This is a genomic window from Bacillus sp. C28GYM-DRY-1, assembly GCF_030519405.1.
In the GTDB taxonomy this organism is placed as follows: domain Bacteria; phylum Bacillota; class Bacilli; order Bacillales; family Bacillaceae; genus Bacillus; species Bacillus spizizenii_A.
The window spans coordinates 1-17,394 of record NZ_JAUMKF010000008.1 but is presented as its reverse complement, the minus strand read 5'-3'; the positions used below and the strand labels follow the sequence as shown (position 1 = coordinate 17,394).

The window sequence follows — 17,394 nt, the reverse complement described above, 5'->3', positions numbered from 1 at the left end:
TCCCTTTTTCCTCTTTTCTCCTTTTAAGCAGATGTTTTTTTCTTTTGGAAACAAACGTATTTTTTTCTATACAAAAAGCCCCCGTATGGATATGATTAAAGTAAAAAAAGTATAGGAGAAAAAGGTATGGAAGAGCTTTTAGAGAGAGTTTTTTCATTTTCAGATGTTGATAAGCTGATTGATTTTATCAGTTATGAACTGCAAAAACCAGTCATACTGGAAAGCGCGGATTTCTTTTTGTTAGCCTATAATTCTTACTATATTAACCATTTTGATTCTGCCAACCAGCAGACTATTTTTTCAAAAAAATGTCCGGTGCAGATTTTCGAGAGGTTCCTGAAGGATGGAATCATTGAAAAACTGAAAACCGAACCTGAGCCTTTTCGCGTCAATAAAATTGAAAGCATTGGGTTAAACCAGAGGGTGGTCGTGAGTGCAAAGCACAAAGGGGAAGTCATGGGCTACATCTGGGTTCAAGAGCTGGACCAAAATCTGACGGAAGAAGAACTCGACTTTTTGTATGAGACCTCTTTCCATGTCGGGAAAATCATTTATAAAACGAATAAGCTGAAACAGGAAAAGGAAGAAAAAGCAGAAGATCTCATTAAACGGGCGATCTATCAGCAATTTACCACTGAGAAGGAACTCAGACGGGAAGCCGAAAGAATCAACACCGTGCTGCCTTCCATGTTTTCAGTTGTGATCCTGCATGCAGCGAATGGAGATGGGGAAGCGGTTGAGGATTTAAAGGAAAATATCAGGTCGTACCTGAATTTACGGGATAAAGTCAGTCATGTCTTAACGATCGAATCAAATATTGTCATCGTCGTTGCGAGTTTTTCCCCAAAAAGCTCCGTCTCCTCGGCAGCTTCAGAATTTATTAACAAGCTGTTAACACATTTTCACTTTCAGAAAATACCTACCCCTATTTATATCGGTATCGGAAACGAATATGATCACCTTTTAAAACTCGGCAAGAGTTATACAGAAGCACTTGAAGTCATCAAAGCCGCAGAAATCACCGGCAATCAGGAAAACATTCCATATGAATATGCCAAACTCGGCATTTACCGCTATTTAGAAAGCATCGAACAGAAAAACGAATTTTTAGAATACGAGAATAAGGATTTGGCTTTATTAAAAGCGAAAGACCAAGAAAGCAGCACCGAGCTGCTTAAAACCTTGGAAATCTACCTCCTCAATAACTGCAAAACAAAACCTGCAGCTGAACAGCTGTTTATTCACCAAAATACACTGAATTACCGCATCAAACAGATTACCGAAATGACGTCGATTGATTTGAATGATTTCAGGACGCGGTGCCAGCTGTATCTTGATTTGATGCTGATGAAAAAGAAATAAAAGAAACCAGTACTTGTACTGGTTTCGTCTTCACTTAAAATCCTCTGTAAACGTACGGATCATCAGGTTTTTTTATGGTATTCCAGTCGGTTACTTTCACGACAGGGAGAGTCGACTTGAATGGCTGGTAATATTCTGAGGTCAGCGTGCCCTTAATTTGAATCCATTCATCATCCTTGATGTTCATGTCCTCCGGAAACTCCACAAGCATCCCGTATACGCCGGAATCAGCGATACAGTGAATGATGCCAAACCTCAATACGAACAGCTGGTTTTTGTTAATCGCGTTTCCTTTGTACGCAAATCCATGAAATTCAATCGTCCGACCGAGAAATTCACCCGGATAGTTATAAATGGTTTCCATTCCTTTTAGGAAGTCATCATCGGTCAGAGAAATCTCTTTCTTGCTGGAATACTTATTAAACAGCTGTTTCATCTGTTTGTCGTAGCTGTCTTGCGCATAATAAAGACTGGCGTCAGGCCGCAAATACTGTGTTTGGGAGTAATGATCTCCACTTTCCATCGCTTTAAACGAGAACCCCTTTGTTTTGACAATGGATGAGTCAAGCGTCGCAATCGGGAAGAAGATTCCCGACACTAAAGGAAAAAGAAAAACAAGATAAATCAAATAACGCTGATAAAATGGCTTGTTTTGTTCATGGTCATGCTCGTGATCATGGCCGCACCCGCAATCATGATCATTGTGATGCCCGCCTTTATCCGGCGATTTGATAAACACATATGCTTGAACGGCTGTCAGAATGGCCAACAGGAAGATCGCAATAAAGGAAAGATAGGCATATTTCATATTGATATATTTTGTAAGATTTCCTGAGGCGTGCAGATGATAAAAGAAAAACGTAAATCCCATCAGCACCAATAGACGAAACACTCGATCACCCCTTTACCAATAGTGATCCCGCCAAGACGAGCACGACAATGTACGTAATCAGCAGGAAAACAAATCGTTTTTTGAAGGCCGCAAGCATCATCAATAGATTCTTAATATCCACCATCGCACCGAAGACGAGAAAGGCGATGAGCGAGCCTAAAGAAAATGTGCTGCTGAAGGAAGATGCGATGAACGCATCAACTTCTGAACAAAGCGATAAGACAAACGCAAGCCCCATCATCACAAGGGAAGAAGATACATCATTCTGCCCGATCGCAAGCAGTGTGGATGTTTTGACATACGTCTGCATAGCGGCTGCGATAAAGGCGCCGATAATTAAATATTTCCCCACGGAGAAAAATTCATCAATGGCATGACGCAACGTCCCACCCAGCTTTTGTAACAGGGTGTGGTGATGATGATGGTGTTGCCCGGGTTCATCAGGCTTTAAAAGCTGGTTATCTTTACATTGATAGGATAAGATGATCCCAATGATCACCGAAACGGCGAGCGCCAGTCCGCCCCGATAAAAGACAACGCTCCATCTATTCCCGAACGCAATAAAAGTAGAAAATAAGACGATAGGATTGATGATCGGCGCGGTCAGCATGAACGCAACGCCCGCATGCAGAGGAACCCCCTTTAGCAGAAGCCGCCTTGTAATCGGGATAATGCCGCATTCGCAGGCAGGAAATAAAACCCCGGCTAGCGCACCGAATAAAACGGCGAGAAAGCGGTTCTTCGGCATGATCCTCGCAATCATTTCTTCAGAAACAAACATTTGAATGATTCCGGAAAGTATGACGCCAATCAGAATAAACGGAATGGCTTCTATTAAAATGCTGATAAAAATAGAATTCAGCTGAAGAAAAGATGATTGTGCTGTCACAATAAAACCTCCGCTCATGGTAAGCTGCCTCTTATCATACCAGAAAAAAGGCACTGCTTGTTTGACGGAGGAGGGGGAAGGATTGTTTCACTTTGTTTAGGATTCCAAAAATTCAAGTATGATTCTATCTGTTTCGGCAGCTTCTTTCCCGAGCCAAATCAGGTGTCCCCATGAGTGAAGCAGACAGAGAACAGCGTCAGGAATATGTTCTTTTGCATAATGTGCATGTGACTTGTCGATAAACCCATCATAAACACTTTGCATAATCAGTACGGGGCATGAGATGGCCTGCAGCTCTTTTGAAGAGATAGCGGCTGTTTGTGACAAGTCAAGCAGAAATCCTTCACCTGAGCGCTGCCGGCTGTTCATTTTCCGAAATGCTTCTATGTCTTTTTCATCCATCATAGACTTGATTCGCTGAAACGATAGTGTGCTGAATTGTGGGCTCATGGCTTGAAACATCAAACGCGGGAAGGCGTTATTTAGATAAGAAATCAGCTTCCACATCCATTTTTCCAACGGCGGGCGGAAGAGGATTTTCCCCATTTTATATTCAGTATCTTTGGGGGTGAGCCATTCTTTGGTGACCGCGGATTGCAGGGTCAGAGTGTTTACCCTTTCCGGATAATGTGAGGCAAAGCTTATGCCGCTCGGCCCTCCTGCTGAGATGGCCACCACATGGACACTGTCGATTTGTAAATGATCTAATATATTCACATAGAGACGGCAGGCGTCGGCCAGACTTATTCCAATCTCTTTTGACGTCCGTCCATAGCCTGGCCTTGAAGGCGTGATGATGGAATACCCATGCTCAATCAGCGCCGTGTATCCGAATTCCTCGTAACAATTTGAATGCCCGCCATGCATGACAAGAATGGGGGCTCCACTGCCTATTACAGAATATTCCATTGTGTGTCCTTCGAGAGTGATTGTTTCGACTCGTCTTTTCATCTGTTTCTCCCATTTGTTTTCTGCCTATTATAGAGTTTTCAACAATTGACGACAAGGGAAGAAATGAATAAACAAAGGCTCGGGAAATATGATATACTTTTTATTGATATTCATTCTCAATTAAAACGGAACGGTTTAGATATAGAGGTGAACGGAGGCAGGACGGATGGCTGAGTATCAAGAGGTATATGACGTTACGATTATAGGCGGGGGGCCGATCGGGCTGTTTACAGCTTTTTACTGCGGAATGCGGGAGCTGAAAACGAAAGTAATCGAATTTTTGCCGCGGCTTGGAGGGAAGGTGTCTTTATTCTTTCCTGAAAAAATCATTCGTGATATCGGCGGAATACCGGGAATTGCAGGGAAGCAGCTTGTCAAGCAGCTGATGGAGCAGGCAGCGACGTTTGATCCTGATATCGTGCTGAATCAGCGTGTAACCGGATTTGAACGCTTGGAAGACGACACCATTGTGCTAACAAGTTCTGAAGGACATGTACGGTGATTTTAGCTGTCGGCATGGGAACCCTTGAGGTCAATGAGTTTGACAGTGAGGATGCGACCCGGTATGCGGGCAAAAATCTTCATTATGGAGTGGAGAAGCTTGATGCATTTAAAGGAAAGCGGGTCGTAATATCAGGCGGCGGTGATACTGCAGTCGATTGGGCCAATGAGCTGGAACCGATTGCGGCGTCTGTGACTGTCATTCACCGGCGCGATGAATTCGGCGGAATGGAAAGCAGCGTGACGAAGATGAAGCAATCATCGGTGCGTGTACTCACTCCTTATCGCCTGGAACAGCTGAGCGGCGATGAAGAGCGCATCCAAAGTGTGACTGTTTGTCATACTGCGACTGGCCATAGAAAAGACATAGAGGTTGACGAGCTGATCATTAACCATGGGTTCAAAATTGATCTCGGACCGATGAAGGAGTGGGGGCTTGAGATTGAAGAAGGCAGGGTGAAAGCTGACAGACATATGCGGACGAATCTTCCGGGTGTGTTTGTTGCGGGTGACGCGGCTTTTTATGAAAGTAAACTGAGATTGATTGCCGGCGGCTTTACGGAAGGCCCGACAGCGGTCAACAGCGCGAAGGCTTATTTGGACCCTAAGGCCGAGAACATGGCGATGTATTCAACTCATCACAAAAAAATTGGTGCATAAATAAAACAGCCCTTAAGGAAAGGGCTGCTCAGATTGTTGACAAGGTTTTCGTTTTATGACTTTGTCATCTTTTCAGCGTGATTGAAAACCCTTGAAGTCTAGGAAGGACGAGCATTGGAGCACAGCGAATGCAGCAATTCGTGAGCACCAACGCGCAGGACTGACAACGAATGCGAGGGTTTGTCGACACGCTGAACAGCCCTTTAAGGAAAGGGCTGTGAGCAATCAGCTATGAAGAAGCTTTTTTTCCGCCTGTTGATTCTGAATCAATTCAAACAATTCATCCTGTCCTTGGACCGCTGTGAATCCATAGGCGCCGGCAGCTGAATTATCGCCTATGCAGACGATAGGAGGCCGGCTTGCTGATGGTTCCAGCGAAATGCCAATCTGTTCGACTGCGCTGATCAATTGCTGAACGGACGGTTTGCTTGGGCATATGATCATGTGCAGCGGAGATTCATTGATGGTTCGCTGAATCATGTGAGTGAATCGATCATCTATGACGTTTTCATGAGTGATATAAAACGAACAGGACTCATGCTTTTTCATGTTTTCCACTGCATGCCGACTCCCGACTACAAGACGTTTTTCTGAATCAGGCTGAATGGCTGAGATGAGGAACCCCCGGTTTTTAAGCTCCGTCTCTGCATGTTCAGATGCCGCACTTAGGCGGGCTGTCAGCTGGCGGATGTCGATTTTCTTAGAAGCCAGTGCTTTGAAAAATTCACAAACCGCACGGCGAGATGTGAAGAAAATGTCTTCAAAGGTGCCGATCTTTTGAAGAATCTTTTCATTGACAGGCATGTTCTCAGTCCGCCATTTCGGCCATTCGATGACATCGGCACCGGAAGCACGCAGCTTGTCTGCAAGCGGGTCTTCATCCTCGCCATGAGTGGCAACCATTATGTGCTGGCCGATGAGTGGTTGGCTTTCAAACCAGCTGTGTGTTTGAAAATGAACGATATCTCCAATGACGATAATCGCAGGGTTTGTGATTTGGTGTTCCTGTACTTTTTGCTGAATGTTCTCAAGCGATCCTTTCACGCTCCGCTGCCGGCCCCACGTACCCCATTGGATCACAATGACAGGGACAGAAGGCGATTTTCCGTATGCGATGAGCTGCTGGCAAATATATGATAAATTCTTGACGCCCATGTAAAAGACAAGGGTTTGAACGCTCCGGGCAAGTCCTTCCCAGTCGAGATTCGGTGTGCCTTTTAAAGATGTATCATGCGCAGTAATCATGGCAAAAGACGATGCGAAATCCCGATGTGTAACGGGGATGCCCGCATATAGCGGCGCTGCAATTCCAGAAGTAATCCCCGGCACCATTTCATAACGGATGCCGTGCTCATGAAGAGCATCTGCTTCCTCGCCGACTCTGCCGAATACACTCGGATCTCCGCCTTTTAAACGGACAACGGTTAACCCCATTGAAGCTTTTTCAACCAGCAGGGCGTTGATTTCTCTTTGTTTCATAAAGTGGCGGTCTGGCAGTTTTCCGCAATAAATAAACTGGCAGTCCTGTGATGCGAATTCGAGCAGCTTCGGGTTGGCGAGCCGGTCATATAAAATAACATCTGCTTCCTCCAACGCCTGTTTTCCTTTGATGGTGAGGAGCCCTGGATCGCCGGGACCCGCTCCCACGAAATATACGATTCCGTTCTTCATGATCATGTCATCCTTCCGTCACTGTAAAAAATGAAGGATCACTTAAAAGTGATCCGGTCTGTTGATCAATATACGAGATAAACATGGTCTCCCTCGATCAGCGTTTCGTATGTTTTGACGCATCCGTGATCTGGTTCTTGGACAATTCCGTCTTCTAAGGAGATTTTCCAGTCGTGCATTGGGCAGAAAACATATTCTCCGCTGACGATCCCTTCAGCCAGGACTCCGCCCTTATGCGGGCAGCGGTTTTCGATGGCGCGGATGCTTCCGTTTGAAAGCTTGAAAACCGCAAGCTCCTTATCTTCAATATACACTGTTTTGCCTAATTGTTCAGGCAATTCTTCAATTTTCCCGATACATACTTTTGTTCCGTCTTTGTTTACCATGTCCATTCCTCCTCAATGATTGTTTTTTGTCATTATGATGTGGTCACGACATTTTCAAATAACTCTTTAGAGGTTTGTTTGTTTTCCAGGAAGTTCTTCCAAGGATCCTTGTGGACAGAGAGTGTTTCATTCATTCGGTCGTTCAGCTCCTGCCGCTTTTCCGGATCGTTTAGCACGGATTGGACATGGGATAAACCGACGCGCTCAAGCCATGCGGAAGTACGCTCCAGATAGTTCGCGGTTTCCCGGTAATATTGCAGGTAAGCGCCTGCGTATTCTAAGACTTCTTCATCTGTTTTCACCTTCATCAGCAAATCACCGGCACGTAAATGAGTTCCGCCGTTTCCGCCGACATAAAGCTCCCAGCCTCCGTCAATCCCGACAACGCCAAGGTCCTTAATGCCGGATTCCGCACAGTTTCGCGGGCAGGCAGACACGGCCATTTTCACTTTATGAGGTGTATTGAGTCCTTCGAATTTTTTTTCAAGCGCAATGCCCAGTGCCATGGAGTCTTGCGTCCCGAAGCGGCAGAATTGCTCGCCTACGCATGTTTTGACTGTGCGCAGTGTCTTTCCGTACGCGTAGCCTGACGGCATATCAAGATCTTCCCATACCTTCGGAAGGTCTTCTTTTTTCACGCCGATAAGATCAATTCGCTGGCCGCCTGTCATTTTCACGAGCGGGATCTCATATTTGTCGACGACATCGGCGATCTTGCGCAAATCTGTGGAGTTGGTCACGCCGCCGTACATCCGGGGAACGACTGAATATGTTCCGTCTTTTTGAATATTGGCGTGCATTCGTTCGTTAACAAAGCGGGATGTCCGGTCATCCTCATATTTGGTTGGATGGATCATGCCTAAGTAGTAGTTCAGGGCCGGCCGGCATTTGGAACAGCCTTCTGGCGTTGTCCAGCCGAGCACGTTCATGATTTCTCTTGTATGTGACAGCCCTTTGGCTTTGATTTCTTCTACGACTTCATCTCTCGACAATGTGGTGCAGCCGCAAATCGCTTCTTTTTGCGCTGACGCATCAAAGTCTGATCCGAGCGTATGCTGGAGGATTTCTTCTACGAGCGGCTTACAGCCTCCGCATGAGCGGGATGCACCGGTGCATGCTTTGATCTCATCCGTTGACGAGCAGCCTTTTTCCTGTATGGATTGAATAATTGCACCTTTTGACACGCCGTTACAGCCGCAGATGATTTCATCGTCGCTCATCGCTGCGGTAATGCTCGTGCCTGCTTCTTGGTTGAGAGGCTGTAAGATTGATATTTTAGAGGTTTCAGTAATATCGGCTTCTTTTTGAATCATAGAAAGTAAGCGATTGCCCTCGCTGCTGTCGCCAAATAAAACAGCACCGACAATTTGATTGCCTTTCAGGACAATTTTTTTATAGATGCCGTCCTGTTCATCGAAAACCTTAATCGCTTTTTTCTCATCTGATTCGTTAAAGTCACCGGCAGAGAAGACCTCGACGCCTGAAACCTTTAACTGAGTGGAGAGAACGGAGCCTTCATACGGTTTTGTTTCAATGCCGCAAATATGCTTCGCCAGCACTTTTGCCTGTTCATAGAGCGGCGCCACGAGCCCATATGCGATTCCCCGGTGCTCAGCGCATTCGCCGACCGCATAAATGTGCGGGATTTCAGTTTGCATATAATCGTTGACAATGATTCCGCGGTTAACCGGAACGCCGCTTTCTGCGCCAAGCTGTGTATTCGGGCGGATGCCGACAGCCATCACGACTAAGTCAGCTTCAATGCTTGTGCCGTCTTTGAAGCGGAGACCTTCAACACGTCCATCCCCGACAATTTCTTCGGTTTGCTTTTCAAGTAAAAAGGTCATGCCTTGTTTTTCTAACTCGTTTTGCAGCAGGCGTCCTGCTGTTGCATCAAGCTGGCGTTCCATGAGGAATGGCGCGAGGTGGATGACAGACACGTCCATACCTAGATTCAATAGTCCGCGTGCGGCTTCCAAACCAAGGAGGCCACCGCCGATGACGGCCGCTTTTTTATATTGTTTTGACGCGGCGAGCATCGTGTCTGTATCTTTTATGTCCCGGAAAGCTGTTACCCCTTTTTTGTCTGCGCCCGGGATCGGAAGGATAAAAGGGACAGAGCCTGTTGCCAGGATCAACTCATCGTAAGGCTGAATTCTGTCTGTATCTGTGATGACTGTTTTGTTTTCCGTGTCCACTTTGATGACTGTTTCATTTGTATACAATTGAATATTGTTTTCTTCGTACCAGTCCCAATCGTTTAACGTAATATCTTTAATATCTGTATCGCCTTGAAGCACTTTTGACAAAAGGATTCGGTTGTAGTTGGGATGCGGTTCGGCACCGAAAATTGTGATCTGAAACTCGTCTTTTGCAACACTCAATATTTCTTCAATGGCCCTTACCCCGGCCATTCCATTTCCAACAAGAACTAGCTGTTTTTTTCCCATCAGATGATCCGCTCCTTATCAATGTTTTTTTCAGCGTAGCACAGCAAAAAGGAATATTTAAGATACATGTTATAAAATGTAACAAAATATACGAAAAGTTCTAAAAAATTTATGAAAAATTTAAATAGGTCTGATTCGGACGGCGCATACCTTAAAACCGGGCATTTTACAGTCTGGATCTAAAGCTTCGCCGATTAAATCATTCACATTTTGAGCATCTGCCCAGTGGATGGGAACAAAAATGGTGTCTTTTCTGATTTGTTCTGATAATTTGCTGCGGACGATGATGCTTCCCCGAGGGGATTCTATTTTTACCAGTACACGGTCCTTGATATTGTAGGTCTCTGCTGTTTGTGGATGAATTTCCATAAATGATTCAAAGTGTCTCGCGGCAAGGGCGGCGCTTTTTCTCGTTTGGACGCCTGTTAAGTAATGGGCCATGACCCTGCCTGTCGTTAAATACAGCGGATAATCCGCTGTCGGATTCTCTTTTGGAACAGCCGGTTCGATTGGAATCACACTTAGTGCTGCTTTTTGATCCGGGTGTGCAAATGAGTCCGCAAACAAACGCCCTGTTCCGGGATGATCAGGTTCCGGACATGGCCAATGAATGCCGCCTTCACGTCTGAGCCTGTCGTATGTGATGCCTGAATAATCAGCAATCCCGCCTCGGCTTGCTTCTCTCAATTCATTAAAAATATCCTCTGCTGACGTGTAAGAAAAATAACGGCCCTTCCCGAGAGCGGATGCGATCTCACAAATGATCTGCCAATCATGCTTTGCTTCACCGGGACACGGCCGGCTTGCTTCTCTCAAAGTCACGAGGCCTTCGACATTTGTCATGGTGCCCTCATCTTCTAAATAAGAGGAGGCGGGCAAAATCACATCTGCGTATTTCGCAGTCTCAGAAATAAACAAATCGATCGCGACAAAGAATGTCAGTTTTCTCAGAGCTTTTTTCACGAGATTTGCATTTGGGCTGGAGACCGCAGGGTTTGAGCACATGAGGAACAGCCCTTTGATGTCACCGTCATTAATTTTTTCTATCATTTCATAGGCTGAGACACCTTTTCGCGGCAGATCATTCTGATGGATTCCCCACACTTTCGCAATATGCGACCGATGTTCTTCATTTTCAATCGAACGGTAGCCCGGGAGCTGATCGGCTTTTTGGCCATGCTCTCTGGCGCCTTGCCCGTTGCCTTGTCCGGTGATCGCCCCATAGCCCGAGTAAGGTTTGCCGATTTTTCCTGTGATGAGCACCATGTTTAAGAAACCCTTTACAGCCGCTGTTCCATCGGTTTGCTGTTCGATCCCGCGGGCTGTAAACAGCATGCCGGAGGTTTCCTTGGCAAACTTCACTGCGGCTTTTCGTATGTGCGCAAGGGGGACACTCGTCTTTTCAGAGATATCATTCAGGCTCAGCGCGTCAATATGCTGTTTCAGCTCTGCAAATCCATTTGTTCGTGATCGGATGAAATCTTCGTTTACGAGCTGTTCGTCGATTATGATTTTGACGAGGGCGTTCGCAAGGGCGGCGTCTGTGCCGGGTTTGATTTTCAGATGAAGATCAGCGATTTTCGTTGTTGCTGTTTCGCGCGGATCAATGGCAATGATGTAAGCGCCGTTTTCTTTCGCTTTTTCAAAATACGGCATAATTGTTGGCTGGCATTCCGCAATATTGGTCCCGGCCAGAATGATCACACGAGTGTGGGGAATGTCTGATAAGGGATTCGTTAAGCCTCTGTCCGCACCGAATGTTTGGTTAGCTGCGGTTGCTGCGGCGGACATACAAAGCCTCCCGTTGTAGTCGATGTATTTTGTCTGTAAGCCAACCCGTGCGAACTTCCCTAACAAATACGCTTCTTCATTCGTAATCGAAGCGCTTCCGTATACAGCCATGGCATCATGGCCGTGTTCGTGTTGAATCATAGTCACTTGGTCTTTGATATGATTCAGTGCTTCTTCCCAGGAAACAGGCATGAATTCACCGTCCTTCTTCAGCAGCGGCCGGGTGATGCGGGAGGAGTTCAGGGCATGCTGGTGGGCGTTCATGCCCTTCATGCATAACCGGGCCTGTGTCGTAGGATTATCAATCCCGATCGCTGTGTACTTTTTCCGAGTGATGATGGTTTGTTCCACGAGCTGCATTTTGCACTGCATGCTGCAAAACGGGCATTGGGTGTCATACGTTTTTTCTGATTGGATGTCTTGCTGTTTATCTCGGAAATATCTAAGCAGTCGTTCAGTCAAAATGCCTCATCCTTTCTTATGTGCGCCAGCCTGTACAGGCGGTTTTTGAATCAGTGCCAGGTCTGTTTGGAGGCTATGCAGCAGCTGTGTCCTAAGGTCATCCTCAAATAGCACTTCTCTGATATGCACGATCCCGAGACGGTCCATCCACTGGTGAACGGCTTCTAAGTAATGAGCTGTCTCACGGTAATACTGTATCAGTCCTTTGATCATGCCGGCCGTGCTGTCAGCGTTGTCTGTAACGCAAAACAGAGCTCCGGAACGGGCATGAGTTCCCCGGACGCCGCCGATGTAAATGTCCCAGCCAGCTTGGGTCTGAATCGCGCCAAAATCTTGTATGGCGGCATCGGTGCAGTCTGTTTCGCATGATAAGCTGATAGAAATATAAGCGGGCATGGAAAGCATCTCAAGATGTCTCTCGATATGGGCTGCCAGCTGTTGAATCGATCGGTTTTGTCCGCATGTACATGCTTTGACACTTTGCAGCGCGCGGTGGTGTTCGTTTGAGTGTACGGGCATTTTCAGGTCTTTTTTGATGTTTGGGAGATCCGCAGGTTTGATCCCTGAAAGCTTCAGTCTTTGGCCGTGAGTGATGGATACGTCAGAGATGCTGTATGCCTCGATGATATTGGCGATGTTTCTTAGCTGCTCCGCGTTTGTTCGCCCGCCGTACATTTGCGGAATGAGGATGCATGTATCTTCGGCGGCTGACTCAGGCTGAACAAAACCGGGATGAAGCATTTCCAGGTAGTATTGAATCGCCGGAACACATTTGCCGCATCCATCCTTCGTTTTCCAGCCAAGCCGGCTCATCGCTTCTCCCGGATGAGTGAAAGGCCTGCGCTGAAGTTCGGCAATGATATCGTCTTCTGTAAAATCAGTACAGCCGCAAAACGAAGGAGTGCCAGCGGGCTCTGTATATTCGCTGCTGGTCAAATGCGTCAAAAGGTCTTCAACGAGCGGCTTGCACCCTCCGCAGGACCCAGATGCTTTGGTGCAGTGCTTGAGTTCCTCAACAGTTGTGAGGCCTTTCGTGTGCACCGCTTCTTCAATCGCGCCTTTCGTCACTGAGTTGCATTGGCAAATCGTTTCGCTGGAAGGCATGGAATCAAATAAAGTGCCGGTTTTCTCCGGTTCAAAGATCTGCTTTTTGACAATGGAAATGTCTCTTTGTTTGCGCAGGCTGTCGAGACATCGCTGCTTGTCGCGTGTATCTCCGAATAAAATAACGCCGGCCAGTTTGTCATCCTCAAAAAGTGCTTTTTTATAAATGCCTGTTTGTTCATCGTAGATTTTAATACTCGTCGTGCGTTCATCCTCGTGAACCTTTCCAGCTGACCACACATCCATTCCAGCTATTTTTAAAGCTGAAGATGGTGCTGACCCTTGATACCCCTCACATGGAACACCGCAAATATGTTTGGCGAGAGCTTTTCCCTGTTCATAAAGCGGGGCTGCCAAACCATACACCGTTCCGTTATGCTCGGCGCATTCCCCGACGGCATACACATTCGGTTCGCTCGTCTGCATATAGTCATTCACGATGATCCCGCGGTTTACTGCGATTCGGGCTGACACAGCCAATTGAATATTCGGCCTTACGCCAGCCGCCATCACAATCAAGTCTGCTTTCAATGAAGAGCCGTCTTTAAAACGGATGCCGTCTGCCCGCGAGGTGCCAGAAATGGATACGGTGTCTTTTTCCAAGAGAAAGGTTAAGCCTTTCCGCTCCAGCTCCGACTGCAGCAGCCGCGACGCCGTTTGATCGAGCTGTTTTTGCATAATGCCTGCTGAGTGATGAATGACGCTGACATCCATGCCGAGATGCTGTAAACCGACTGCGGCTTCCAGCCCTAATAAGCCGCCTCCGATTACCGCTGCCTTTTGATAGTGTTTGGCCATGTTCATCAACGCTTGGCAGTCTTCTATTGTTCGAAATCCGTAGACGCCTTCTTTGTCCGCCCCGGGAATGGGGAGAATATGAGGGGAGGAGCCTGTTGCCACTATTAATTTGTCATAAGACAGGTTGCGTTTCCGATCCGTGATGACCCGCTGCTGAGTTGTATCAATTTGAACAACCTTTTCGCCTGTGTAAAGAGTAATCCCGTGCTTGTCGTACCAATCCTCGCTGTTCAGTGTAATGTCCTCGAGTAACGCCTCACCCTGCAATACAGAGGATAGGAGAATGCGATTATAGTTGGGATGCGGTTCGCTTCCGAAAATGACAATTTCGAACATTTGGCGATTCAGCTTTAAAACTTCTTCAATACAGCGAATTCCGGCCATTCCATTCCCTGCTAACACTAATCTTTGTTTCTTCATGTACCAGACCTCCTTTGACACAGCGTGTAAGTGTTCTCCTATTAAAAATTATGTCACAATGCTCTGTTAACGCATTAAACGTGTCACAAAAACTTACACATGTCTTTTCCAGAAAAAAATGGTCATATATTCTTGATTGAGAAAATTCAAAATAATAGAGGGTCAAGAAAGGGGAATCTTATGAAGCTGTCGGAACTGAAAACTAGCGGTCATCCACTCACTTTGCTCTGTTCCTTTTTATACTTTGATGTGAGTTTTATGATATGGGTTATGCTTGGGGCGCTGGGTGTTTATATTTCTCAGGATTTTGGCTTATCTCCTTTTGAGAAAGGGCTTGTCGTGGCTGTGCCGATTTTATCAGGATCTGTGTTTCGTATCATTTTAGGTATTTTAACGGACAGAATCGGACCGAAAAAAACGGCAATGATCGGGATGCTAGTGACAATGATTCCCCTGCTGTGGGGGACATTTGGCGGCCGCTCACTTTCTGAGCTGTATGCCATCGGGATTCTGCTTGGCGTGGCGGGGGCAAGCTTTGCCGTTGCGCTGCCTATGGCAAGCCGGTGGTATCCGCCTCATTTGCAGGGGCTTGCGATGGGGATTGCCGGCGCGGGGAACAGCGGCACATTATTTGCAACCCTGTTTGGCCCGCGTCTTGCAGAGCAGTTCGGCTGGCACATTGTCATGGGAATTGCGCTTATTCCTTTATTAATCGTCTATATTCTTTTTGTGTCCATGGCAAAGGATTCTCCTGCACAGCCTGCGCCTCAGCCGCTTAAAAACTATCTGCATGTGTTCGGGAAAAAGGAAACATGGTTCTTCTGCCTGCTGTACAGTGTCACTTTCGGTGGATTTGTCGGGCTATCAAGCTTTTTATCTATTTTCTTTGTCGATCAATACCAGCTGTCAAAAATTCACGCGGGCGATTTCGTTACATTATGTGTGGCGGCGGGAAGCTTTTTCCGGCCTGTCGGGGGCTGGATTTCCGATCGTGTCGGCGGCACAAAAGTGCTTTCTGTATTGTTTGTCATCGTGGCCCTATGTATGGCCGGGGTCAGCAGCCTGCCGTCTTTCTCAATGGTCATCGTTCTTTTGTTTGTCGGAATGATGGGGCTCGGAATGGGTAATGGAGCCGTATTTCAGCTCGTTCCGCAGCGCTTCCGCAAAGAAATCGGCATGGTGACGGGGATTGTCGGCGCGGCCGGCGGCATCGGAGGGTTTTTCCTGCCGAACATCTTAGGATCGTTAAAGCAGATGACAGGCACATATGCCATCGGTTTTGTCACGTTTTCCTTTATCGCGCTGCTGGCGTTTGCACTCGTGCTTGCCGCAGGCTATTACTGGAGAAAAAGCTGGAGCGCGGAAAGCAGCCCGGCTGATGCTTAGGTTTTGACGGACACGTCTTTGTGCGTGTCTTTTTTATTTTCTCTTGATTTTAATCGGTGAAGCGTTCAAAATAAATAGTAATAGTTACGATTTATAGATGAGAGGAGTTTTCTGATTGAATCAATACACGCTACACGCTGCGGTTTTTCGTTTGTTGGCAAGGATTTACAATGAGGGAAAGGCTTATATGTGATGGGAGCCTTTGCTGAGTGAGAAATCGGGCAGACAGCGAGAAATATTTCCGGAGCACGAAAAGCTGCTTACACCATTGCATATACGGCGAAGCATACAAAATAAATCGTAATGATTCTATTTTATGAGGGGGACATTAATATGAAAAAAATACCGGTTACCGTACTGAGCGGTTATCTTGGCGCGGGAAAAACAACATTGCTGAACAGCATTCTGCAAAATCGTGAAGGCTTAAAAATAGCGGTCATCGTCAACGATATGAGTGAGGTGAACATTGATGCAGGCTTGGTTAAACAGGAAGGAGGCCTTTCCAGAACAGATGAAAAGCTTGTGGAAATGTCAAACGGCTGTATTTGCTGCACGCTTCGTGAAGACTTATTAATTGAAGTCGAGAAGCTGGCAAAAGACGGACGGTTTGATTATATCGTCATCGAATCGACAGGAATTAGTGAACCAATCCCGGTGGCTCAGACTTTTTCTTATATCGATGAAGAGATGGGGATCGACCTAACAAAATTCTGTCAGCTGGATACGATGGTGACAGTGGTTGATGCCAACCGTTTTTGGCATGATTATCAGTCAGGCGATAGTCTTCTGGATCGCAAAGAAGCGTTGGGGGAAGAGGATGAAAGAGACATTGCCGACCTCTTGATCGATCAAATCGAGTTTTGTGATGTTCTGATCTTGAATAAATGTGACTTGGTCAGTGAGCAAGAGCTTGAACAGCTTGAAAAAGTGCTTCGCACACTGCAGCCAAGAGCCAAATTCATTCGTTCCGTCAAAGGAAATGTAAAACCTCAAGAAATTTTGCATACAGGGTTATTTAACTTCGAGGAAGCGAGCGGGTCAGCCGGCTGGATTCAAGAACTGACAGCAGGCCATACGGAACACACCCCGGAAACAGAAGAATACGGCATCTCTTCATTTGTGTATAAAAGACGCCTGCCGTTTCATTCTACACGGTTTTATCATTGGATGGATCAAATGCCAAAAAATGTGGTTCGTGCCAAAGGAATTGTCTGGTGCGCCTCGCATAACAATCTCGCTTTGCTGATGTCGCAAGCAGGTCCGTCGGTTACAATTGAGCCTGTTTCGTATTGGGTGGCGGCGCTGCCGAAGCTTGAGCAGGAGCAAGTCAGACAGCAGGAGCCGGAAATCTTGGAGGAGTGGGATCCGGAATTCGGCGACCGTCTGACGCAGCTGGTGGTTATCGGAACAGATTTGGATGATGAAGCGATCACGAAAGAGCTTGATCAATGCCTGCTGACAGAGTATGAATTTGATTCCGACTGGTCGCTGTTTGAGGATCCGTTCAAGTGGAAGCTGAATCAATAGGAAAAAAGCCGTCTCCAGAGGGACTGACCCCCGTTTTTGAGACAGGGATCAAAACACCTTTTAAACAGCCAATTGTCGATAGTTTATCGGTGATTGGTTGTTTAGTTTCGTTTGAATACGAATATTGTTATAATAATGAATGTA

Annotated in this window: 12 protein-coding genes and 1 pseudogene; 4 read left to right on the top strand and 9 right to left on the bottom strand. The window is 46.5% G+C overall.

Translation table 11 applies throughout. From position 1 onward, the window contains the following. Nucleotides 1-126 precede the first annotated feature (126 nt). Nucleotides 127-1,362: a proline utilization transcriptional regulator PutR gene (putR, locus tag Q3W56_RS09525; RefSeq protein ID WP_268400847.1), complete on the top strand. Its 1,236-nt coding sequence runs from the start codon at nucleotides 127-129 to the stop codon at nucleotides 1,360-1,362. Nucleotides 1,363-1,396: 34 nt separating this feature from the next. Here the strand turns inward: putR and Q3W56_RS09520 are convergent, their stop codons facing one another. The 3 genes from Q3W56_RS09520 to Q3W56_RS09510 all read right to left on the bottom strand — a co-directional run bounded on the left by Q3W56_RS09520 (nucleotide 1,397) and on the right by Q3W56_RS09510 (nucleotide 4,094). Continuing rightward, on the bottom strand, nucleotides 1,397-2,254 hold the full coding sequence (locus tag Q3W56_RS09520; protein ID WP_019713259.1) for a TIGR03943 family putative permease subunit: 858 nt from the start codon (nucleotides 2,252-2,254) through the stop codon (nucleotides 1,397-1,399). Between the two features lie 4 nt (nucleotides 2,255-2,258). Beyond that, nucleotides 2,259-3,143: a permease gene (locus Q3W56_RS09515; protein WP_302895388.1), complete on the bottom strand. Its 885-nt coding sequence runs from the start codon at nucleotides 3,141-3,143 to the stop codon at nucleotides 2,259-2,261. Nucleotides 3,144-3,239: 96 nt separating this feature from the next. After that, entirely contained in the window at nucleotides 3,240-4,094 is an 855-nt protein-coding gene (locus Q3W56_RS09510) for an alpha/beta fold hydrolase (protein ID WP_302895289.1), read from the bottom strand. 166 nt (nucleotides 4,095-4,260) lie between these two features. Between Q3W56_RS09510 and Q3W56_RS09505 the strand changes: the two are divergent. Further along, nucleotides 4,261-5,259, top strand: a pseudogene (locus Q3W56_RS09505) (NAD(P)/FAD-dependent oxidoreductase). Between the two features lie 221 nt (nucleotides 5,260-5,480). On the opposite strand, the gene cobA reads toward Q3W56_RS09505, so the two are convergent. The 5 genes from cobA to nirB all read right to left on the bottom strand — a co-directional run bounded on the left by cobA (nucleotide 5,481) and on the right by nirB (nucleotide 14,337). Further along, nucleotides 5,481-6,932: a uroporphyrinogen-III C-methyltransferase gene (cobA, locus tag Q3W56_RS09500; RefSeq protein ID WP_302895288.1), complete on the bottom strand. Its 1,452-nt coding sequence runs from the start codon at nucleotides 6,930-6,932 to the stop codon at nucleotides 5,481-5,483. Nucleotides 6,933-6,991: 59 nt separating this feature from the next. Continuing rightward, nucleotides 6,992-7,312, bottom strand: a complete 321-nt coding sequence (nirD, locus tag Q3W56_RS09495; protein WP_019713265.1) for a nitrite reductase small subunit NirD — start codon at nucleotides 7,310-7,312, stop codon at nucleotides 6,992-6,994. A gap of 32 nt (nucleotides 7,313-7,344) precedes the next feature. Next, nucleotides 7,345-9,762 carry an NADPH-nitrite reductase gene (gene nasD, locus Q3W56_RS09490; protein WP_302895287.1) on the bottom strand — a complete coding sequence of 806 codons (2,418 nt, stop codon included), beginning with the start codon at nucleotides 9,760-9,762 and terminating at the stop codon, nucleotides 7,345-7,347. A gap of 120 nt (nucleotides 9,763-9,882) precedes the next feature. Beyond that, entirely contained in the window at nucleotides 9,883-12,015 is a 2,133-nt protein-coding gene (nasC, locus tag Q3W56_RS09485) for an assimilatory nitrate reductase catalytic subunit NasC (RefSeq protein ID WP_302895286.1), read from the bottom strand. A gap of 6 nt (nucleotides 12,016-12,021) precedes the next feature. Beyond that, nucleotides 12,022-14,337, bottom strand: a complete 2,316-nt coding sequence (gene nirB, locus Q3W56_RS09480; RefSeq protein WP_302895285.1) for a nitrite reductase large subunit NirB — start codon at nucleotides 14,335-14,337, stop codon at nucleotides 12,022-12,024. A 180-nt stretch (nucleotides 14,338-14,517) separates the two neighbouring features. Here nirB and Q3W56_RS09475 point away from each other — a divergent pair, with 180 nt between their 5' ends. Next, nucleotides 14,518-15,723, top strand: a complete 1,206-nt coding sequence (locus Q3W56_RS09475; protein WP_302895284.1) for an MFS transporter — start codon at nucleotides 14,518-14,520, stop codon at nucleotides 15,721-15,723. 333 nt (nucleotides 15,724-16,056) lie between these two features. Continuing rightward, nucleotides 16,057-17,250, top strand: coding sequence for a zinc metallochaperone ZinU (gene zinU, locus Q3W56_RS09470; RefSeq protein ID WP_302895283.1), 1,194 nt, complete (start codon nucleotides 16,057-16,059; stop codon nucleotides 17,248-17,250). Between the two features lie 60 nt (nucleotides 17,251-17,310). Here the strand turns inward: zinU and Q3W56_RS09465 are convergent. Beyond that, a partial coding sequence (locus Q3W56_RS09465) for an IS3 family transposase (RefSeq protein WP_131121716.1) occupies nucleotides 17,311-17,394 on the bottom strand: 84 nt, incomplete at its 5' end.